General features: G+C 45.4%; 22 protein-coding genes. All 22 read left to right on the top strand.

What is annotated here, in order from left to right; genetic code table 11:
• The first annotated feature begins 12 nt into the window (after positions 1-12).
• The 22 genes from fabG (at position 13) to FEF09_RS08110 (ending at position 22,409) form a co-directional block, all read left to right on the top strand.
• A complete protein-coding gene (gene fabG, locus FEF09_RS08005; protein ID WP_146304620.1) occupies positions 13-741 on the top strand; it encodes a 3-oxoacyl-ACP reductase FabG in 729 nt (242 codons plus the stop codon).
• A gap of 108 nt (positions 742-849) precedes the next feature.
• Positions 850-2,073: a beta-ketoacyl-[acyl-carrier-protein] synthase family protein gene (locus FEF09_RS08010; RefSeq protein ID WP_146304621.1), complete on the top strand. Its 1,224-nt coding sequence runs from the start codon at positions 850-852 to the stop codon at positions 2,071-2,073.
• A gap of 238 nt (positions 2,074-2,311) precedes the next feature.
• Entirely contained in the window at positions 2,312-2,569 is a 258-nt protein-coding gene (locus FEF09_RS08015) for an acyl carrier protein (protein ID WP_146304622.1), read from the top strand.
• Positions 2,569-3,459 carry a lipid A biosynthesis acyltransferase gene (locus tag FEF09_RS08020; protein ID WP_146304623.1) on the top strand — a complete coding sequence of 297 codons (891 nt, stop codon included), beginning with the start codon at positions 2,569-2,571 and terminating at the stop codon, positions 3,457-3,459. Before FEF09_RS08015 ends, FEF09_RS08020 begins: the two co-directional genes overlap by 1 nt.
• A 7-nt stretch (positions 3,460-3,466) precedes the next feature.
• Positions 3,467-3,886 (top strand): 3-hydroxyacyl-ACP dehydratase, encoded by a 420-nt coding sequence (locus FEF09_RS08025; protein WP_146304624.1) that lies wholly within the window; start codon positions 3,467-3,469, stop codon positions 3,884-3,886.
• A 14-nt stretch (positions 3,887-3,900) separates the two neighbouring features.
• The gene (locus FEF09_RS08030; RefSeq protein WP_146304625.1) at positions 3,901-4,605 is read left to right on the top strand and encodes a hypothetical protein; all 705 of its coding nucleotides are present in this window, start codon (positions 3,901-3,903) and stop codon (positions 4,603-4,605) included.
• Between the two features lie 19 nt (positions 4,606-4,624).
• Complete coding sequence (locus FEF09_RS08035; protein ID WP_146304626.1) at positions 4,625-5,074, top strand: acyl-CoA thioesterase; 450 nt, start codon at positions 4,625-4,627, stop codon at positions 5,072-5,074.
• Entirely contained in the window at positions 5,071-6,219 is a 1,149-nt protein-coding gene (locus FEF09_RS08040) for a beta-ketoacyl-[acyl-carrier-protein] synthase family protein (protein WP_146304627.1), read from the top strand. The genes FEF09_RS08035 and FEF09_RS08040 overlap by 4 nt, the downstream gene beginning before the upstream one ends.
• A gap of 17 nt (positions 6,220-6,236) precedes the next feature.
• Complete coding sequence (locus tag FEF09_RS08045) at positions 6,237-7,304, top strand: methyltransferase (RefSeq protein ID WP_146304628.1); 1,068 nt, start codon at positions 6,237-6,239, stop codon at positions 7,302-7,304.
• Between the two features lie 22 nt (positions 7,305-7,326).
• Positions 7,327-8,574 (top strand): NAD(P)/FAD-dependent oxidoreductase, encoded by a 1,248-nt coding sequence (locus FEF09_RS08050; protein WP_146304629.1) that lies wholly within the window; start codon positions 7,327-7,329, stop codon positions 8,572-8,574.
• A gap of 1 nt (position 8,575) precedes the next feature.
• Positions 8,576-9,187, top strand: a complete 612-nt coding sequence (locus FEF09_RS08055) for a hypothetical protein (RefSeq protein ID WP_146304630.1) — start codon at positions 8,576-8,578, stop codon at positions 9,185-9,187.
• Positions 9,188-9,211: 24 nt separating this feature from the next.
• Entirely contained in the window at positions 9,212-9,472 is a 261-nt protein-coding gene (locus FEF09_RS08060) for a phosphopantetheine-binding protein (RefSeq protein ID WP_146304631.1), read from the top strand.
• Complete coding sequence (locus FEF09_RS08065; RefSeq protein ID WP_146304632.1) at positions 9,472-10,686, top strand: beta-ketoacyl-[acyl-carrier-protein] synthase family protein; 1,215 nt, start codon at positions 9,472-9,474, stop codon at positions 10,684-10,686. Before FEF09_RS08060 ends, FEF09_RS08065 begins: the two co-directional genes overlap by 1 nt.
• 3 nt (positions 10,687-10,689) lie before the next feature.
• Positions 10,690-11,754: a beta-ketoacyl synthase N-terminal-like domain-containing protein gene (locus FEF09_RS08070; protein ID WP_146304633.1), complete on the top strand. Its 1,065-nt coding sequence runs from the start codon at positions 10,690-10,692 to the stop codon at positions 11,752-11,754.
• Positions 11,748-12,524, top strand: coding sequence for a polysaccharide deacetylase family protein (locus FEF09_RS08075; RefSeq protein WP_146304634.1), 777 nt, complete (start codon positions 11,748-11,750; stop codon positions 12,522-12,524). The genes FEF09_RS08070 and FEF09_RS08075 overlap by 7 nt, the downstream gene beginning before the upstream one ends.
• A complete protein-coding gene (locus tag FEF09_RS08080) occupies positions 12,517-13,149 on the top strand; it encodes an outer membrane lipoprotein carrier protein LolA (protein ID WP_089808977.1) in 633 nt (210 codons plus the stop codon). Before FEF09_RS08075 ends, FEF09_RS08080 begins: the two co-directional genes overlap by 8 nt.
• Positions 13,127-13,747 (top strand): hypothetical protein, encoded by a 621-nt coding sequence (locus FEF09_RS08085; protein WP_146304635.1) that lies wholly within the window; start codon positions 13,127-13,129, stop codon positions 13,745-13,747. Before FEF09_RS08080 ends, FEF09_RS08085 begins: the two co-directional genes overlap by 23 nt.
• Positions 13,747-14,112 (top strand): 3-hydroxyacyl-ACP dehydratase, encoded by a 366-nt coding sequence (locus FEF09_RS08090; RefSeq protein WP_146304636.1) that lies wholly within the window; start codon positions 13,747-13,749, stop codon positions 14,110-14,112. Before FEF09_RS08085 ends, FEF09_RS08090 begins: the two co-directional genes overlap by 1 nt.
• Positions 14,112-15,317 (top strand): DUF2062 domain-containing protein, encoded by a 1,206-nt coding sequence (locus FEF09_RS08095; protein ID WP_146304637.1) that lies wholly within the window; start codon positions 14,112-14,114, stop codon positions 15,315-15,317. The genes FEF09_RS08090 and FEF09_RS08095 overlap by 1 nt, the downstream gene beginning before the upstream one ends.
• 18 nt (positions 15,318-15,335) lie before the next feature.
• On the top strand, positions 15,336-19,211 hold the full coding sequence (locus tag FEF09_RS08100; RefSeq protein WP_146304638.1) for a trifunctional MMPL family transporter/lysophospholipid acyltransferase/class I SAM-dependent methyltransferase: 3,876 nt from the start codon (positions 15,336-15,338) through the stop codon (positions 19,209-19,211).
• Positions 19,201-20,706, top strand: coding sequence for a phytoene desaturase family protein (locus FEF09_RS08105; protein WP_146304639.1), 1,506 nt, complete (start codon positions 19,201-19,203; stop codon positions 20,704-20,706). Before FEF09_RS08100 ends, FEF09_RS08105 begins: the two co-directional genes overlap by 11 nt.
• Before the next feature lie 14 nt (positions 20,707-20,720).
• Positions 20,721-22,409, top strand: a complete 1,689-nt coding sequence (locus FEF09_RS08110) for a C45 family autoproteolytic acyltransferase/hydolase (RefSeq protein WP_146304640.1) — start codon at positions 20,721-20,723, stop codon at positions 22,407-22,409.

Below are 22,409 nucleotides of genomic sequence, written 5' to 3' on the forward strand. Positions count from 1 at the left end.
AACAATTAACGGATGAAATGTGCTTTAATAACAGGTGGCTCCAGAGGTATAGGCAGGGCAATATGCGTGAAGATGGCGGAGTTGGGGTACTATGTACTGATCAACTATAAGGGAAATGAAGCTGCTGCCAACGAAACATTGGAAGCGGTAAGAGCAAAAGGAAGCGATGGAGAGTTACTGCAATTCAATGTGGGTAACAATGAGGAAGTAGTGGCAGTCTTAGGCAGCTGGATAGAAAATAATAAAGAAAAGCAGATCGAGGTACTGGTGAATAACGCTGGTATCCGTGAAGATAATCTGCTGTTCTGGATGAATGCAGAACAGTGGAGAAATGTGCTGAACATTAGTCTGGATGGTTTCTTCAATGTGACCAAACAGGTAGTGAACAGCATGTTGATGAAGCGTTATGGACGCATCATCAATATTGTGTCGCTTTCAGGTATTAAAGGTCTGCCCGGTCAGACCAACTACTCTGCTGCAAAAGCAGGTGTGATTGGTGCTACCAAAGCACTGGCACAGGAAGTGGCCAAACGTGGGGTGACTGTCAATGCAGTGGCGCCCGGTTTTATCAAAACGGATATGACAGCCGAGCTGAATGAAAAGGAACTGGCTGCGCAGGTGCCGATGAACCGTTTCGGTACACCGGAAGAAGTAGCAGAAGCTGTTGCATTCTTTGCCTCCAAAGCATCTTCTTATATAACAGGAGAGGTGTTGTCAATCAACGGAGGACTTTATACTTGATTCAATCAGGCATTAACAATTAACATGTAAGCATTGAATGCAGCGGCTGGATGATTGTGGGTTAATCCTTCATTCTTAATTGATAATTCCTGATTCAAATAGATTCGCATGAACAGAGTTGTGATAACAGGATTGGGAATATATTCCTGTATTGGCAAGAACCTGAACGACGTAAGAGATTCATTATATCAGGGTAAATCTGGTATTATTCTGGATCCGGCCAGAAAAGCTTTTGGCTATCGTTCCGGTCTGACAGGTTTTGTAGATCGTCCTGACCTGAAGGGAGTACTTGACCGCCGCGCCCGCACGATGATGCCGGAGCAGGCGGAGTTTGCTTATATGAGTACCCGTGAGGCGATGGCACAGGCAAATATTGATCCTGATTACATAGAGAAAACGGAGGTTGGATTATTGTTTGGTAACGATAGTTCTTCCAAACCGGTGATTGAGGCGAATGACATCATGCGGGAGAAGAAAGATACGATGCTGGTAGGTTCCGGTTCTGTGTTCCAGACCATGAACTCTACTGTAAATATGAACCTCGCCACGATCTTCAAACTGAGAGGCATTAACTTCAGCGTGAGTGCGGCCTGTGCGAGCGGGTCACATGCTATCGGACTCGGATATATGTTTATCCGTAATGGCATGCAGGATTGCGTTGTATGCGGAGGCGCTCAGGAGATCAATATTTACTCTATGGGTAATTTCGATGGTATCGCCGCATTTTCTGTAAGAGAGGGAGATCCGTCAAAGGCGAGTCGTCCGTTTGACCGTGACCGTGATGGACTGGTACCGAGTGGGGGAGCGGCTACGGTGATATTGGAAAGTCTGGAATCTGCACAGCGCAGAGGGGCTACTATACTGGGAGAAGTAATCGGTTACGGGTTTTCTTCCAATGGCGCACACATTTCTAACCCGACCATTGAAGGACCGGCACGTTCCTTGCAAATAGCATTACAGGATGCAGGATTGCAGGCGAAGGATATCGAATATATCAACGCCCATGCAACCAGCACTCCGGCAGGCGATGCCAGTGAAGCGGCTGCGATTGATCAGGTATTCGGCGATTCTAAACCGTACGTAAGTTCTACAAAGTCTATGACGGGACATGAATGCTGGATGGCAGGTGCCAGTGAGATTGTTTATTCAATGCTCATGATGCAAAATGGGTTTATTGCGCCGAACATTAATCTGGAGAATCCGGATGGCGCGGCTGCCCGCTTAAATATAAACAGTACGACTATTAATAAAGATTTTAATATATTTTTGTCTAATTCTTTTGGCTTTGGGGGTACGAATTCCTCTCTCATTGTCAGGAAATGGATGAAGTAAGTAATTAACTGTCAACACTTTTATACCACAAAAACAGGCAATATTTAATATCTGCCCGGATATTTTTACCTTTGAGGGACTAAAAAACAGTCGCAAGGAAGGTTGATCAGGTGAACGATTTATAGGAAGGCCACATTGAAAGAAGCATTAGTCCGGATTAACAGCCAATCTAAAGCGAATTATTATTTTCTGAATAACAACGAATATAGCTCAACCTATATCCTAGAGTTACACTGATATGGACAAACAAGAAATCATAAAAATCACGAATGCATTCCTGGTAGAGGAATTTGAAGCGGATGGGGACAAGATTACGCCTGATGCCAATCTTAAAGCTACCCTTGATCTGGATAGCCTTGACTATATTGATCTGGTGGTAGTTATTGAAAACAACTTTGGATTTAAAGTAAATCCGGAGGATTTCCAGAGTATAGCCACATTCCAGAACTTTTATGACTACGTGGCTGATCGTATCAAACAAAAGGAACTGGTATAATGTCTTCCTGGGAGGGGAAATCCAAAGGAAATAAGCTGGGGTACAGTATTTTTATCGGGACGTTGCGTTATGGAGGCGTACTGCCTGCTTATATATTATTAAGGTTTGTAGCCGCGTACTATTTTTTGTTCTCCTACAGCTCCTCACGCCCCATTTTTCACTACTTTAAAACCAGGGTCGGATATGGTTGGTGGCATTCCCTGATAAGTCTTTACCGGAACTACTATGTTTTCGGTCAGGTACTTATTGATAAGGTCGTTGTCATGTCCGGCATCAGTAATAAGTTCACCTTTGAATTTGAAGGGGAAAAGTACCTGCGGGAGATTACCTCCGCAGGTAAAGGCGGTATTATGCTCAGTGCGCACCTTGGAAACTGGGAAGTAGCGGGGCATTTGTTCCGTCGTCTTGAGACCCGTATCAATATTGTCATGTTTGATGGCGAGCATGAGCGCATAAAAAAATACCTTTCATCCGTTACAGGAGAACGTAATGTGAATATTATTGTTATTAAGGATGATTTGTCGCACATTTACGCCATCAATGACGCATTGAGTAACAAGGAACTGGTATGTATGCATGCCGACAGGTTCCTCGAAGGCAATAAAACAGTAACTGTTCCCTTTATGGGGGCAGATGCCCGTTTTCCGGCAGGACCTTTTCTGCTGGCGTCTACATTCAGGGTACCGGTATCGATGGTGTTTGCTTTTAAGGAGACGAATACGCATTATCACCTGTATGCTACACAGCCAAGGGAATATCATGGCCGTCGCCGGCAGGGGGTAGAAAATGCTGTGCAGGATTTTGTACAGGAACTGGAAGTCATGGTGAAGAAATATCCTGAGCAATGGTTTAATTATTACGATTTCTGGTCAATACCGGAAGAAAAATAAAGTATTTATGTTCATCCATACCGACAACATTACAGCATATATTCCGCAGCGTCCGCCAATCGTGATGATCAGTGGCATATTGGAAGTAAAGGATGCCATTACCCGTACCGGCCTGCAGATTGCGGCCGATAATATTTTTGTGGAAGATGGCGTGTTGCAATCACCGGGATTGTTGGAGAACATGGCACAGACCGCCGCCGCCCGTGTAGGATACATCGCTCAACAGGAAAATACACCTGTTCCGATCGGTTTTATCGGCGCAGTAAAAGATTTCGAAGTGTTCGGATTCCCACCGGCGGGTGCCTTTATTGAAACCACTACTGAAATACAAAGTCAGGTGTTCAACGCAACTATGGTAGCCGCCAAAGTGACCCTCGACGGAAAAGTAATGGCGCAATGTGAGCTTAAAATTTTCATAAACCCATAAAAATCCATTTGTAAATGACCACCTTAAAGAAATGCCTGCTGGCAAGCTTTGCGCTGGTTGCCGTATGCCTCTCCGCAGGTAACAGCCATGCTCAGACCCTGAAAGACTTTTTCGGCGATGAATCAACTCCTTTAACTTATCTCGGTGTTGACTTCTCTGCTACCAAAGTAGAAGGAGAAACAGCTACAGGCGATGAGATTGTGAATAAGTTCGAACCAATCAACTCTGTGATCGTTGTAGAATCTAAAAAGTATGATGTAGCGGGTACTTTCAGACGTCCCAGTGTGACCAACTCACTGGAAGCTGTTAAAAAAGTAAATGCTGCGGTTAGCCCTGATAAGATCAAAACAGACGCTGTGGGTGATGTGACAAAGGGATTAACGACTGCTGATATCGAAAAACATGTGAAGAAATATGACCTTTCCGGTAAAAAAGGTATCGGACTGGTATTCATCATGGATGGTATGAGCAAAACGAACAAGGAAGCATACGTATATGCTACTCTGATCGATCTGTCTACTAAAAAAGTGTTGCTGTCAGAACGTATTACCGGTAAGGCACAGGGTTTCGGATTCCGTAACTACTGGGCTTATACGATCTATAAAGTACTCAATTCCATTGACCATGGAAGATATAAAGAGTGGAAATCGAAATCAACAGCTACTGCTGATACAAAAGTAGCTGCAGCCGATAGCCAGCACTGGCAGATGGCTAACTAATCAGGAAAAATAAAGAAGAATGAGCCTTGTATTGACCGAGAGTGCGAATATACTTGTGAAGTTCAATGAAGCGGACCCGCTGGGGATCGTATGGCATGGACATTATGTTCGTTATTTTGAGGACGGGAGGGAAGCTTTCGGTGAAAAATACGGGCTGAGATACCTCGATATTTATAAGGAAGGATACACCGTTCCGGTTGTGAATGTGCAATGCAATTACAAACGTTCTCTTCGTTATGGAGATCGTGTAATTGTTGAAACTACCTATGTAAATACAGCTGCTGCGAAGATCAGGTTCGAGTATAAACTGTACAATTTTGTAACAGGCGAACTGGTAGCTGATGGTAGTTCGGTACAGGTATTTCTGGATGTCCCCACATCTTCCCTGCAACTGACCATTCCTCCGTTTTTCGAAAAATGGAAAGCCGATCACGGACAGGTACTTCCTCCTAATAATGTGAAAAGATGAAAAGTGTGTACGTAGTGGCGGATAATATTTTATCTCCGCTGGGCAGAACGACAGAAGAAAACTTTGCGAATGTCAGCAACGGACAGAGTGGTATCAGTCTGCACGACGATCCTGCCATGTCCGCAGGGCCATTCTATGCAGCCATGATGGCGGAAGGTCAGCTGGAGAGCAGCTGGCATGACGAAAGTCTGGAGCAGTACACAAAGTTCGAACAGCTGTTAATCCTGTCAGTACAGAATGCACTGGATAGAACATCTATTGACATCAGCAATGGCCGCACAGCTTTCATCGTATCTACCACAAAGGGGAATATCGAATTGCTGGAACAGCAGGAAAACCCTGCAGATGCGCCTTTGCAGGAAATGGAGCTGTTCGCTACGGCAAAAAAAGTTGCGCAATATTTTAATTACAAAGAAGATCCGATTGTAGTCAGCAACGCCTGTATCTCAGGGTTGCTGGCTATTTTAACAGCCAGAAGGCTGATACTTTCAGGCCGTTATGATCATGCAGTAGTCACAGGAGCAGATGTGGTAACCCGGTTTGTATTATCCGGTTTTCAATCGTTTCAGGCTGTCAGCAGTGAGCCATGCCGGCCATTTGATGCAGAACGTAAAGGTGTAACACTGGGAGAAGGCGCAGCTACTGTGATCCTTACCAGTGATCAGGCATATGTCACCCCGAATGCCATCCGTGTCGGAGCAGGAGCGGTGAGTAATGATGCCAACCACATTTCCGGACCATCCCGCACGGGTGCTGAGTTGAGTACAGCCATGCAACAGGCGATGAAAGGTTCCGGACTCACACCGGCAGATATCGGATTTGTTTCAGCACATGGTACCGCTACTCTGTACAATGATGAAATGGAATCCAAAGCACTGCACCTCGCAGGACTGCTGGACGTGCCGGTCAATAGTCTGAAAGGCTATTACGGGCATACACTGGGCGCTGCCGGACTGATAGAAGCGGTAATCGGCATGCATGCATTACAGCAACAGGTAGTGATACCTACGCTGGGTTTCCGCTCGCTGGGAGTGCCTCATCCGGTAAAGGTGAGCAGCCAGATCAGCAGCAGACCTATGCAGCATTTCCTGAAAACTGTATCAGGTTTTGGCGGTTGTAATGCAGCCATGATATTTTCGAAATAATCTAATCTTAATTCAGAATGGAGTTTTTTACTAAAGAGACGAAAACAGCACTACAGGCGCAGGAAGCAGCTTTAAGACTGGCCTTCGCACCAATAGCATTTCAGGCCACCCGTGCATTACGTGATATGGGCATCCTGCAGGCTATCAGTGACGCCGGACAAACAGGGCTGACGATCGAAGAGGTGCTTGAAAAAGTACCTATGTCCCGTTATGCTGTACGTGTGTTGCTGGAAGCAGGTCTGGGTATCGAACTGCTGATCATCAAAGACAAAAAATACATTCTGACCAAGACAGGTTATTTTATCCTGCATGACAGACTGACCCGCATCAACATGGACTTCTCCCAGGATATCTGCTATCTCGGTATGAATCATCTGCAGGAAAGTCTGAAGGAAGGAAAACCCGCAGGTCTGAAAGAACTCGGCCCATGGGATACCATCTATCCGGGATTACCATTGCTGCCTCCTGAAATAGGAAAAAGCTGGTTCGACTTTGATCACTATTACTCCGATCTGGCATTCCCACAGGCATTGCCGATCGTATTTGAAAATAAACCCCGCAGACTGCTGGATATCGGTGGTAATACAGGTAAATGGACATTAGCCTGCACAGCCTATGATAAGGAAGTACAGGTGACAATGTTCGACCTGCCCGGCGAGATTGCTATCGCAGCACAAAGAGCAAAGGACGCCGGTGTAGCTGACCGCGTCTCTTTCCATGAAGCAAATATCCTTGATGAAAGCCTGCCTTTCCCATCAGGATTTGACGCTATCTGGATGAGCCAGTTCCTCGACTGCTTCTCAGAAGAACAGATCGTATCTATCCTGAAACGTTGCGGAGACGCGCTGACAGAAACAGGTACCATCTATATTCTGGAGCCTTTCTGGAACAGACAGCGTTTTAAAGCAGCAGCTTTTTCCCTGCAGCAGACTTCGTTGTACTTCACCGCAATGGCTAACGGTAACAGCCAGATGTACCATACCGATGATTTCTTCAAATGTATTGACGATGCAGGACTGCAGATCATAGAAGAAAACAACGAGATGGGGCTGAGCTATACACTGCTGAAGTGTAAGAAAAAATAATCCATGTAACACAACATATCCCATGACTACAGAAAAGGTAGATGTATTAGTGATCGGTGCAGGTCCCGCAGGAACGGTAGCGGCATCAATTATTCATCAGGCGGGTTATTCCGTGAAGATTGTGGAAAAGTTGAAATTTCCGCGCTTCGTGATCGGAGAAAGTCTTTTGCCCCGCAGTATGGAAGCGCTTGAAGAAGCAAAATTCATCGATGCGATCAAGGCGAAAGGTTTTCAGGAGAAGTTTGGCGCCAAGTTCGTAAAAGGGGATAAAGTTTGTGACTTTACCTTCAAAGAACAACATACCGAAGGCTGGAACTGGACCTGGCAGGTGACAAGGGCTGATTTCGACAAGACACTGGCGGATACGGTAGAATCAATGGGTGTGCCTGTGTCTTATGAAACGACTGTGACAGATATCCGGTTCAACGGATCGGATTCTGTAACAACTGTGGAAGATATCAATGGTAATAAAAGCGAGATCGAAGCACGTTTCATTGTAGACGGCAGCGGCTATGGCAGGGTGATACCCCGTCTGTTCAATCTGGAAAAAAACTCTGTATTACAGCCGCGTAAAGCGTTGTTTGCACATACAGTAGATGAACGTCGTTCCATGGCAGATGAACCGAACCGTATTACAGCAGTAGTGCATCAGCCAGGTACCTGGATCTGGATCATTCCGTTCTCAACAGGGGTTACTTCTGTGGGTTTCGTGGGCGATCCGTCTTTCTTTGACAGTTTCCCGGGTACGCAGGAAGAAAAATACAGGGCGATGCTGGAAGCAGAACCATTTACCAGAGAGCGTTTCCGCGATGTGGAATTTGTGTTTGAGCCACGCGTACTGGAATCGTGGTCAGCCACTACTGATAAGTTCTACGGGGATGGATTTGTATTGACGGGTAACGTAACTGAATTCCTCGATCCTATTTTCTCATCCGGCGTAACTTTGGCCTGTGTTTCTTCACAGACAGCAGCAAAGCTGGTGATCCGCAAACTGAAAGGAGAAGCGGTAAACTGGGAAAAGGAATATATGGAGCCAACCATGCAGGGTGTGAATACTTTCCGCTCCTATGTAATGGCATGGTACGATGGTACTCTGGATAAGATCTTCTTCTCTGACGAGAAACGTCCGGATGTAAAGAATCAGATCTGTTCTGTACTGGCGGGATACGTATGGGATATGAGCAATCCTTATGTGCAGAACCACGATACAGCACTGAAGCGACTGGCACGTACCATTGAATTAACAGAAATCTTAAAACAGGACAAGTAGTTTGCATAACGGCGAGGCATATATAACGGGTAGTTGTGTGATCCGGAACAACCGGGTGTACAGAGATGGCACATTGTTGTGGGAAGCGCCACAGGAACAGGAACTGCCTGAATTTCTGCGTGGCGGATACGATCACTTTTCGGGTCAGTATCCTAAATTTCACAAGATGGATCCGTTGAGTAAATTGGGCTGGCTGGCAACAGAAGTGCTGCTGAAAGAACAGCCGTTGAACTATCCGGCTGAAAAGGTCGGACTGGTACTGGCTAACAGAAGCGCCAGTCTGGATACAGACCTGCGTTACTTTGACACCGTAAAGGATATTGCCAGTCCGGCGTTATTTGTATACACACTGTCCAATATCGTCATGGGGGAAATCAGCATCCGTCACGGTTTTAAAGGAGAAAACGCCTTTTTTACCGCTGATACTTTTGATGCAGGTTTAATGAGCGCTTATGTCGGTCAGTTATTTGCAGAAGAAGCTATTGCGGCCTGTATCTGTGGGTGGGTGGAAGTGATGGGACCTGTGTACGATATATTCCTGTTCAGGATAGAGCGCAGTGGTAGCAGTGTCGTATTCAACGCTGACAATCTGCAGAAAACAATTAGTATTTAAATCATTATCGCGTAATACATAATCATGGAAAATTTGATGGCGGCGCTGAAAGCCCAGATCGTAGAGCAACTGAACCTGCAGGAAGTAAAACCTGAAGAGATCGGAGATGACCAACCTTTATTCAAAGATGGATTAGGGCTGGACTCTATCGATGCGCTGGAGATCATTGTGTTGCTGCAACAGCAGTATGGCATCCGCATTGCTAATCCGGAACAGGGCCCGGAAATATTTTATTCCGTGCGTACGATCGCAGCATTCATTACCGCGCACCAAACCAATAAATAATGCATAGTGATGTATGGATTGCCGGAGGCGGCGTTATTTGCGGTATAGGCAATAATCTGTCTGAATGCCTGCACGCATTCAAACATATGGAGCCGGGTATGGCCCATATGGAGTATCTGCACTCCGTACACCGCCATACATTTCCGGTTGTGGAAGTAAAAGCTTCCAACGAAACGCTGGCAGAATGGACGAAGATGCCGGCTAAGATCAGCCGTACCGCATTGCTGAGCCGTGTGGCAGCAGAAGAAGCCTGGCGGAGTACAGGACTGGGAGATATCCGTCAGTATCGCGTAGGGTTTATTTCTGCGAATACAGTAGGTGGTATGGACAAGACGGAAGAGTTCTTTGCGGAATATCTGCAGGATAATTCCAAAGGTCATCTCAGTCAGGTATTACACCACGAATGTGGTGCTATTACTGAGCTGGTGGCTGATGCGATGGGCATCCGTCATCATATATCAACGATCAGTACAGCCTGTTCCTCCGGTGCCAATGCACTGATGTATGGAGCAAGACTGATTAAAAATAATATGGTAGATGTGGTCATTGCCGGTGGTACCGATGCACTGACCCGTTTCACTCTGAACGGTTTCAATACACTGATGATTCTGGATCAGGCAGCCTGTCGCCCTTTTGATGATACCCGTACCGGGTTGAATCTGGGAGAAGGCGCCGGATATGTAGTATTGGTAAGTGATGCACTGGCCGCTGAAATGCCTGTAGGTAAAACACCCTGGTGCAGATTGAGCGGCTATGCGAATGCAAATGACGCTTATCACCAGACGGCCTCTTCTCCGGACGGTATCGGTAATTTCCTCGCCATGCAAGGCGCTATGGAAATGAGTGGTATCAAACCGGAAGATGTCAGTTATATCAATCTGCATGGTACAGGCACTCAGAATAATGATGTGGCAGAAGGATCGGCAATTGCCCGTCTGTTCGAACCACATTATCCGCCGGTAAGCAGTACCAAGTCCTTTACCGGCCATACATTAGGTGCCAGCGGTGGTATTGAAGCTGTATTCTCATCGTGGGCAGTGAAAGAAGGTATTATCTATCCGAATGCTAATTTCAGCAAGCAGATGAAAGAACTGCCGTTCGCGCCGGTAACACAATTCAGTACAGGAAATAAGCTGCAGCACGTGATGTCCAATTCCTTTGGTTTTGGGGGTAACTGTTCCAGTCTGGTATTTTCAAAAAGCGCGCAATCGTAAAATATGAACATCTATATACAAGGAACCGGTTGTGTATCACCGCAGGAAACTGCGCAGGGCGGAACATTTCCAGAGAATGTACTTCCCTGGGAAGGTGCGCGTCTGAAAGCAAACGAGCCTGATTACAAACAGTGGATAGATGTGAAGCTGATACGCCGTATGAGTCGTGTGATCAAAATGGGCGTGGCCGCGGCACAGCTTAGTCTGCAGGAAGCAGGCATACAGAAACCCGATGCCATCATCACCGGTACTGCTTATGGTTGTCTGGATGATACCGGGGTGTTCCTCTCAAAAATGATCAATCAGCAGGAGGAGATGCTGACGCCTACAGCGTTCATCCAATCCACCCATAATACTGTGGCCGGACAGATCGCATTGATGTTGGGCTGTCATGGTTATAACAACACATTTGTGCATAAAGGCTTTTCTTTTGAAAGCGCCTTGCTGGATGCACTGATGATACTGAAGGAAGGACGTTCAAAGAGTATCCTGACGGGTGCAATGGACGAACTGACCAATCATAGTTTTAATATACTTTCCCGTTTCGACCTGTATAAAAAAGAACCTGTTACACCCGCATCTCTGTTGCATAGCCAGACCGCTGGTACCGTAGCGGGAGAGGGGGCAGCCTGCTTTGTACTGGGAACCGAAAAAGGAGCGAATACAAGGGCTAAACTGACCGGGGTGACTACATTGTACAAACCGGCAGGGAAAGCTGAAATTGCGGCCGATATAGCTGCTTTTCTGGCTGCGCACAATTGCAGCGAAGATGAAGTCAGTCTGCTAATCAATGGCCGTAATGGTGATACCAGCGGAGACGAGTGGTATGAGCATATGGAGGATAATGCATTGGCCGGTAAACCCGTAGCCTGCTTTAAGCACCTCTGTGGTGAATATCCTACTGCGGCTTCTTTTGGTATGTGGCTGGGCGCAAAAGCAATTGCAGAACAGCAGGTAGCTGCGGCTGCCATGTACCGCGGTACAACGCCGACAAAGATTAAGAAAGTATTGATTTACAATCATTACAAGCAAACGCATCATTCGCTGATCCTGTTAACCGCATGCTGACACACCGTATTGCAAATATCGGCCTGTTCGTGCTGCTGGCAGTTGCACTGCTGGTACACAATCTCTGGCTGACATTACCGTGGTGGGTGTTCCTGTTATTACCTGTCCCTTATGTGGGCGCTCTGGTTTGGGGAGCCTGCAATGTCGGATCTGGTTTTTACGTTCCGGTAATATGTGCTGCTGATACACAGGAGAAAAAGATCGCTATTACGTTTGACGATGGCCCGCTGGAGGCATATACACCTGTTATTCTGGATATTCTCAGACAGGAACAGGCACCGGCTGCTTTTTTCTGTATCGGAGACCGTATAGGGGGAAGAGAGGCTTTATTGCGTCGTATAGATGCGGAGGGACATGTAATCGGTAACCACAGTTTTTCTCATCATTTCTGGTTTGATATGTTTGGTCCGGCGAAAATGCTGACAGAACTGCAACAGATGGATACAACAGTGGAAAATGTTACAGGAAAACGTCCCCGGCTTTTCCGTCCGCCATATGGTGTAACCAATCCTAATCTGGCGAAAGCAATCAGCAGAGGTGGGTACACACCCATCGGCTGGAATATCCGCTCATTGGATACAGTGGCGAAAGATAAAGAAGAGCTGCTGGCCAGAATAAAGAAAGGTATCCGCCCCGGAGCAGTGTTGTTAATGCATGACTCAATGGAAGTGACCGCACAGGTACTACCTGAGTTGTTACAACATCTGAAGAAGGAAGGATACACAATAGAACGAATTGACAAATTGTTAAACATACCTGCTTATGCGTAGATGGCTTTTGATATTGGGTTGTATCGTGAGTGCCCTGCCGATGATGGCGCAGACCGGTTTTAAACCGGTGGCTGATGTAGCCGCTTTCAAACAACAGTTTGCAAAGGCTTCGCAGGCGACACAGTCTATACAGTGTGATTTTGTACAGGAAAAGAATCTCAGCATGCTGGCAGATAAGATCACTTCCAAAGGGAAGTTCTGGTTCAAAAAAGAGAATAAAGTGCGGATGGAATATGCACAGCCTTCTTACTATCTGTTGGTGATGAATGGAAAAGATATCAAGGTAAAGGACGGACAAAAAGAGAACCGTGTTTCTACCAAAGGCAATAAACTGTTTGAACAGATCAACAAGATCACCATTGACTGTGTGCAGGGGAATATTGTGAATAACGCAGATTTCAATACCCGTGTATTGGAAAACGGACAATCTTATCTGCTCGAGATGACGCCGGTGAATAAAGCGCTGTCTCAGTATTTCAAGTCTATTCATCTATTGGTGGACAAGAAGGATTATTCCGTATCAAAGATTGAAATGTATGAAGCCGGTGGGGATGATACCAGTATCAGCTTCCTGCATAAACAAATGAATGTAAATATTGCCGATGCGGTCTTTGCTGTTAAGTAGTATACTGTTGACAGGTCTGTTGTCAGGTTGTTCTTCTGCATATAAAAATCTGCAGCAGACCAATGCTGACGTACAATGTATCACAAAGTTCCGTCCGCAGTTTACAAATACATTATACAGCACGCAGGTAGACGTGTTAAAACATCACCTCAGCGGTTTGCTCTTCTTTAAGCAGATGCCCGATAGTAGTTTACGGGTGGTGTTTGCCAATGAGATGGGCTTTAAGTTTTTTGATTTTGAATTCACAAAGGACGGCGGTTTTGTAAAACATTACATGCTGGACAAAATGGATAAAAAGGCAGTAGTAAAAACGCTGCGTGGTGATTTTGAACTGGTACTGTTGCGCCCTGATCTTAGCAGGGCTACTGTAAAGCAGGACAGTAATTATCACTATGTAGTAGTGCCGACGGAAAAAGGCAACAACTATTATATTACAGATACTGCCTGTCAGCGGCTGGAAAGAATTGAAAAATCATCCAGACGCAAGCCGGTGGTAAAGGTATGGATGGAACATTATACAGCCGGTGTGCCGGATACGATCAATATCCGTCATCAGGGCTTTAAGTTTAATATTTCACTACAACGCGTACAGAAATAATGTTAGCAGGAAAATTATATACAGCTGAGCAGACGCAGATTACAGCAGACGCGGGTATTTACCAGATCTTATGGAATGCAGCGCATCCTGTATTTGAAGGTCACTTTCCGGGACGTCCTGTAGTACCGGGTGTCTGCATGATGCAAACAGTGCAGGAACTACTGGAAGGAATGCTGCAAAAGAAAGTAATACTGAAGAAAGCAGCCAATATGAAGTTCCTGAATATGATTGATCCAAATTCACACCCGCGTGTGGAAGCGGCTGTTCAGTACAAATTACAGGAAGGTGAAATAAAGGTGACAGCTTCTCTGAAATATGAGGAAATCACTTTTATGAAATTCCAGGGAACATTTGTTGAAGCATAATGACCGATACCGCAAAATATAATGATCAGTTCACTGCCCGGAAAGCGGCTGTACTGGTGCCGACCTACAACAATGCCAAAACGCTGGAATCCGTTATAAGAGACGTACTTTCTTATACTTCCCATGTCATTGTCGTAAACGATGGCAGCACCGACGAAACTGCCGATATCCTGGATACTTTTCCTCAGATACAGCGTGTGGAATACACGCCTAACAGAGGAAAGGGCATTGCCTTGCGTCGCGGTTTCCGCTATGCGGTGGAACAAGGATATGATTATGTGATCACGATAGATGCCGACGGACAACATTTCGCGTCTGATCTGCCGGTGATGCTGGAAAAACTGGAAACAGAACAAAAGGCAATTGTCATCGGAGCACGTAATCTGCAACAGGAGAACATGCCGGGCAAGAATACCTTCGCCAATAAATTTTCCAACTTCTGGTTCTATGTGGAAACAGGGCTGAAAGGACCGGATACACAGTCCGGCTATCGCCTGTATCCGGTATATGCCATGCGCAAAATGCGCTTCTGGTGTACCAAATACGAATTCGAAATAGAGGTGCTGGTACGTAGTGCATGGAAAGGCATTAAAATAGACTGGGCACCAATAAAAGTATATTATCCGCCTGCGGATGAAAGGGTCTCCCATTTCCGCCCCTTCCGGGATTTTTCCCGTATCAGCGTCCTGAATACAGTATTGGTGACAATTGCTTTTCTGTATATCAAACCAAGGGACTTCATCCGCTATCTGCTGAAGGCAGAGAACTGGCGCAGTATGTGGTATGACCATGTGCTGAATAAAGAAGAATCCAATTTCAGGAAAGCCATCTCTATCGGTTTTGGCATATTCATGGGTATTGTGCCTATCTGGGGTTTCCAGATGGTAACAGCCATGGCATTGGCAGTATTGTTCAGACTGAACAAGGCGCTGGTGTTCATGTCCTGTCATATCAGTCTGCCACCGATGATCCCTTTTGTGATCTTCGCCAGCTTTGCCACCGGCAGGATATGGGTGAAAGATGGAAGCTTGTTACTGCCTTTCAGTACCAATCTGTCACTGGATATCATTAAACAGAATTTATTTCAATATTTAACAGGAGCCTGCACGCTGGCAGTCGTCTGCGGTGTATTGGCTACACTGATCGTATATGTGCTACTGGCCATTTTCCGAAACGATCCGGCCAGACAGCGACAGGTACGTTAGTATCCGGTATTAAACAATATGGGTAAGTTATTCGTAAGCATATATGATTTCTTTAACCGGCAGAAGGCCTGGCTGTGGATCTGTACTATCGTCAGTTTCGCGCTGGCTGGTTTCTTTGCCTCCCGCATAGAGCTGGAAGAAGATATAACCCGTATCCTGCCCAAAGATAAAGCCCTTGATAAACTGCAACAGGTCTTTAACGACTCCCGTTTTGCAGATAAACTCGTGGTCATCATCTCTCAGAAAGATACCACGCAGGCGCCGCAACCGGATAGCCTGACAGCATTTGCACAGACGCTTACAGATACAGTAAGTGTAAAATATGCCGATCAGATCAAATACTTTCAGTCAAGAGTAGAGGATAATACTGTGCTTGATCTGATGCAGGTCATACAGCAACACCTGCCTGTATTTCTGGAAGAAAAAGACTACAGGCAGATTGATTCCCTCATAATGCCTGAGCGCCTGCAGCAGACGCTGGAAAATAATTACCATACACTTATTTCCCCCGCAGGACTCGTCGTAAAAAAAGTCATCGCAGCTGACCCGGTAGGCATGTCATGGCTGGGTATTAAAAAGTTGCAACATCTGCAATATGATGAGCAGTTTGAATTGTATGATGGCTTTGTCATGAGCAAAGACCAGCGACACTTATTGCTGTTCATTACACCTGCCAATCCACCCAGCGCAACAGCGAAGAATATGGTTCTGCTGAATGGCTTACAACAGGAAATAAATGCCCTGCAACAATATTCAGCTAATACAACCGCATTCTATTTCGGTGCTGCAGCAGTGTCCGCGGGTAATGCCACCCAGATCAAACAGGATTCCTTCCTGACACTGGGTATTACTATCACCTTGCTCGTAGTACTGATTGCTTTCTTCTTCCGCAGAAAACGTGCACCGGTTGTTATCATGCTACCTGTCGCATTTGGAGGCCTGTTCTCCATAGCCATCATTGCCCTGACACAACATAGTATTTCCGGTATTGCATTGGGGGTAGGAGCTGCCGTATTGGGTATTGCTGTAAATTATTCCCTGCACATCTTCAATCATCATCGCCATTCTCCTGATATCCGTGAAGTGATCCGCGATCTGGCGGAGCCGATGACTATCGGTAGTTTCACGACTGTAGGCGGATTTCTTTGTCTGCAGTTTGTACATTCCCCTATGCTGCGGGATGTCGGCTTATTTGCCGCATACAGTCTGATAGGCGCGGCACTCTTTTCTCTGATATTCCTGCCCCACTGGATTGTATTGGGCCGTCAGTCTGTACAGCACGATGCACATGCACATACCTGGCTGGATAAGCTGGCTGCCTACAGACCTGAAAAGAATAAAGCCCTCGTGATCGTTATTCTGATACTTACAGTGTTTTTCTTCTTTACCTCCGGTAAGGTGGGATTTGAAAGTGATATGATGCGCATGAATTTCATGCGACCCGAACTGAAAGCAGCTGAAACAAAATTCAATCAGATCAATGCCTATACTGCACAATCTGTTTATCTGGTGACAGATGGCAGAAACCTTGAAGATGCACTACAGAATAGTGAGAAATTACAGGGACTGATACACCAGTTACAGCAACAGGGCGTGATCAAAAAATATGCAGGCGTTAATACGCTGCTCTTCTCAAAACAGGAACAACAACAGAGGATACAACGCTGGAATAGCTACTGGACACCTGAAAAGAAGCAACTGCTGATTAATTACCTGCAACAACACGGACCGGCAGTGGGTTACAAGCTGGCTGCTTTCGGGCCTTTTGAGCAATGGTTACAACAGGATTTTACAGTGATCCCGGAAGCGGATCTGCAATCGTTACGTGCAGGTAATCTGGGTGATTTTATTACGGAAAAGAAAGGCAGTGTTTCACTGGTAACATTGCTGAAAATAGATCCGGCACAGAAAGACGCAGTGTATAAAGCTTTCGGAGAACTGGAGCATACTACCATCTTCGACAAACAGTATGTGGCAAACCGACTGGCAGTAATCATCCGTGACGAATTTAACAGCATTGCATGGATGACTTCATTGCTGGTATTTGTAGCATTGCTGATATCTTATGGACGTATAGAACTGGCATTGATCACCTTTATTCCCATGCTCATCAGCTGGGTGTGGATATTAGGTATCATGGGATTGTTTGGTATTAAATTCAATATTGTTAATATCATTCTGAGCACGTTCATCTTTGGTCTGGGGGATGATTACAGCATCTTCACCATGGATGGTTTGCTGCAGGAATATAAATATGGGAAGAAAGAGAACCTCGCTTCTTTCCGTTCCTCCATCTTTTTATCAGCACTGACAACGATACTCGGTATTGGTGTGATGATATTCGCACAGCATCCGTCTTTGAAGTCGGTTGCCCTGATTTCCATCATCGGTATCAGTTGCGTGGTGCTTACATCACAGGTGCTGATACCTTTGTTGTTCAACTGGCTGATCACGAATCGTGTAAGTAAAGGCAAAGCTCCATGGACGCTCCATGGCTGGGTAAAGTCCGTTTTCTCTTTTACTTACTTTACGATTGGTTGTCTGGTATTAACGGTGATAGGATGGATATTGGTGAAATTCAACCCGTTCAGGAAAAAGGAAAAAGCAAAATATCTCTACCATCGTATTTTGTCTGCTTACACCCGTTCGGTGATCTACATCATGGGTAATGTGAAAAAGAAGATCATCAATCCTCTTGGAGAGCAATTAGATACACCTGCTGTGATTATCAGTAATCATCAGTCATTTCTGGATATACTGATATCTACCATGCTGCATCCGAAGGTAATACTGCTGACAAGCGAATGGGTATGGAATTCACCGGTATTTGGGGCTGTAGTGCGTATGGGAGATTATTATCCGGTGGCAGAAGGTGCAGAAGGCAGTATAGAAAAACTGAAGAAAAAAGTAGAAGAAGGCTATTCTATCGTCGTGTATCCTGAAGGAACGCGCTCTACTGATGCCAGCGTAAAACGTTTCCACAAAGGCGCTTTTTATATTGCTGAGCAAATGGGATTGGATATTCTGCCAATCGTATTGCATGGCACAGCTTATACCATGAGTAAGAATGATTTCCTGCTTAAGGATGGTACTATCACGATCAAATACCTGCCGAGAATCAAAGCCGGTGATAGCAGCTGGGGAGAAGGGTACGCCGCAAGGACCAAACAGATCAGCCGTTATTTCAAAGCAGAATACGAACAACTGCGTCGTGCTACTGAAATACCTGTCTATTTCCGCGAACAGTTAATCTATAGCTATATTTATAAAGGTCCGGTACTGGAATGGTACATGCGTATCAAAACAAAACTGGAAGGTAACTATGCCTTGTTTGATCAGTTACTGCCGAGGAAAGGGCGTATACTGGACATCGGCTGCGGTTATGGATTTATGAGTTATATGCTGCACTGGTTGTCAGCAGAAAGAGAAATAAAAGGACTGGATTACGACGAAGAGAAAATTACGACCGCGCAACATTGTTACCTGCGGAATGAACATGTTAGTTTTGAGCATGCTGATATCACCAATTATAGTTTCGAAAAGTATGATGCTTTTGTGATTCTTGACGTGCTGCATTATCTGCAGCCGGCAGAACAGGAGAAAGTACTTTCAGCCTGTATCAGTCAGTTGAATGAAGATGGCGTTATCATTGTACGTGATGGCGATGCGGATCTGAAAGAGAGACATGAAGGAACTAAACTGACGGAACTCTTTTCCACGAAGTTGATCGGCTTTAATAAAACTAAAGATAAACCCTTGTCTTTCTTCTCATCTTCCCGGATCAGGGAAATCGTTACTGCGAATGGTGCCGTAATGGAACAAATAGACAACACAAAGTATACCTCAAACGTAATTTTCATCATCAAAAAGTTATCCCCCGTACATGCAGTATGATGTAGTCATAATAGGAAGTGGGCTGGGAAGCCTCGTCTGCGGAGCCATTCTCAGCAAGAATGGTTACCGTGTCTGTATTTATGAAAAGAACCGGCAAATAGGCGGCTGTCTGCAGACCTTTTCACGCGATAAAGCTATTATAGATTCAGGAGTACATTACATAGGAGGTTTAGAAGATGGACAGACCCTGAATCAGGTATTCCGTTATCTGGGAATAATGGATACCATGAAATTGAAACGGATGGAGATGGACGGTTTCGACCATATTCATTTCGGAAATGAGCAGAAAGTATATAAGCTGGCGCAAGGCTATGATAATTTCACCCGGCAGTTATTGACAGACTTTCCGGATGAAAAAGATGCATTGCATGCCTATTGTGAAAAGATGAAGGAAGTGTGTGGTAAATTCCCGCTGTTTAACCTGCGGATGGGAGATTACCGGGAGAAGGAGAGTGTCATGAAGCTCGATACGTATGACTTCCTTTGCAGTATTACCGGTAATGAGCGCCTGCGACAGGTACTCGCAGGTAACAATCTCTTATATGCCGGTGAACAGGGGAAAACGCCGTTTTATGTGCATGCGCTGGTACAACATAGTTATATTGAAAGTTCGTGGAAGTGTATAGACGGTGGTTCGCAGATTTCCCGTGCCCTGAATAAAATTATCAGGGAGAATGGAGGCGTTATCATCCGGAATACAGAAGTGAAACGTATCGTGGAGTTTGATGGGAAGGTAGACCACATTGTACTCGACAGTGGGGAAGAGGTGAGCGCACGGCATTATATCTCCGGACTACATCCGTCTATCACCATGCAGATGACGGAAAGCGTAAGTCTGCGTAATGCATACCGCAGCAGAATACAAAGTCTGGAAAACACGCCGGGCACTTTTATGCTGAACGTTGTACTGAAACCCGGCACATTCAGATATCATAACTTTAATTACTACCATCATGCGTCAGACAATGCATGGGATGGGGTAAATTATACGGCTGACAACTGGCCCAATACCTATGCATTATTTGTAGCGGCGGGTACGGGCAAAGAGGAATACGCCGATAATCTGTCTATCATGACCTACATGCGGTATGCAGATGTGGAGGCATGGCACGATACGTTTAATACAGACTCCTGCCCGGATGAAAGAAATGCTGACTATCAGGCATTTAAAAGGGAGAAGTCTGAAAAATTGCTTGACCTTGTAGAAAAGCAGTACCCGGGTTTACGGGACTGCATACATGCTTATTATGCTTCTACACCGCTGACCTACAGGGATTACCTTGCGATGCCGGAAGGAAGTATGTATGGGGTGGCCAAAGACGCCAATGATCCTTTAAAAACGGTCATTTCCGCTGCCACTCGTCTACCTAATTTGTATCTTACCGGGCAAAACCTGAACTTGCATGGAATTTTGGGCGTAACAATGACGGCAGTAGTGACAAGTTCGGTACTGCTGGGCATGGAAAAGCTGATAAACGATATTAACGCAGCATAAATATAAACTGAGAGATGGCATTGAAAAGGGGAAAAAAACGGAGTGGATGGCGTAAACTGGGAAGGGCACTGTTATACATTACCGGCACGATCATACTGCTGATTATCATACTGGTGGTCTATGTGATGAGTGTATCGCATATTGATCCGCCGGAAATTGCAGATAAATCATCTCTGGAATGGCAGCGTAAAGCGTTGGATAGCAGTAGCTATACACTCGGTAATAGCTGGTTCCGTAAAAGTGAGAGTGGACTTTACGAACTATATGTAGAAGGCAAACCTTTTGAAAGAGGTGTTGTGGAGGGTAAATTGACGACAGAACTGGTAAAACGTCAGGAGGATCATTTTACCGACCAGATCAAAAAGATGATCCCGTCACAGTCTTACCTGAAATTCCTGCGCTATTTCGTTGGTTTCTTCAACAGAAATCTCGCTGATAATATTGCTGAAGAAAATAAAGAAGAGATCTACGGGATCTCTTTTTCCGCTTCTGATAAATACGATTTCATCGGTACCAATTATGAGCGTCTGCTCAATTACCATGCGGCGCATGACATCGGGCATGCTTTGCAGAATATGGCACTGGTGGCTTGTACCTCTTTCGGTACCTGGGATGGGGCTTCTGCGGATAGCAACCTGATCATAGGGCGTAACTTCGATTTTTATGTAGGAGACAAATTCGCAGAAGATAAAATCGTTGCATTCTACCATCCGGAGAAAGGTTATCGCTTTATGATGGTGACCTGGGGAGGCTTCACCGGCGTCGCTTCCGGTATGAACGAAAAAGGACTGACGGTGACCATCAACGCGGATAAAAGTGATATCCCTACTGGTTCAGCTACGCCGGTATCTCTGGTAGCAAGAGAGATCTTGCAGTATGCAAAGACCATCGATGAAGCATGGACTATTGCCAATAAACATAAGATGTTCGTATCCGAGTCTTTTCTGGTTGGTTCTGCTGAAGATAATAGGGCAGCAATCATAGAAAAGACGCCTGAAAAGATGGATATGTATGATCCGAAAGACCAGTTTATCACCTGTACCAATCACTTTCAGGGTACTGGTCTGGCGAAAGAAGAGAAGAATATCAAACAACGGGAGGAAACAGCTTCAGGTTATCGTTTCAATCGTTTATCACAATTGTTGAAAGCGAAAGGTCCTAACACCGTACAGAAAACCGTTGATATCCTTCGTGATCGTGCAGGCATGGGTGGACGAAATATCGGTATGGGAAATGAAAGAGCGATCAATCAGTTTATAGCCCATCACTCCGTAGTATTCGAACCAAAGAAGAAAATGGTATGGGTGTCTACAGCACCATGGCAGCTGGGTAAATTTGTTGCGTACAATCTGGATTCGATCTTCAGTATGAAAGGCCTGCAGTATGATCATGAAGTATATGACAGTGCACAAACGATCGCCGCAGATCCTTTCCTGCAAACACAGGACTATCAGGCATTTGTAGCCTTCCGCAAGATAAAAACCGATATCATGGATGGTAAGGAGGCAGATGTAAAACAGCTGATCAGCCTTAATCCGGAATACTATCATGCTTACGTGCTGGCGGGCGATTATTCGTTTAAAAGGAAAGACTACGCTGCTGCAACGACTTATTATAAAGCAGCGCTGACAAAAGTAATAGCGACGAAAGGAGAGGAAGATCATATCCGCAAACAGCTTGAAAAATGCGCTAAAAGCAAATAA

The organism is Chitinophaga pinensis, assembly GCF_007896845.1.
GTDB classification, from domain to species: Bacteria; Bacteroidota; Bacteroidia; order Chitinophagales; family Chitinophagaceae; genus Chitinophaga; species Chitinophaga pinensis_C.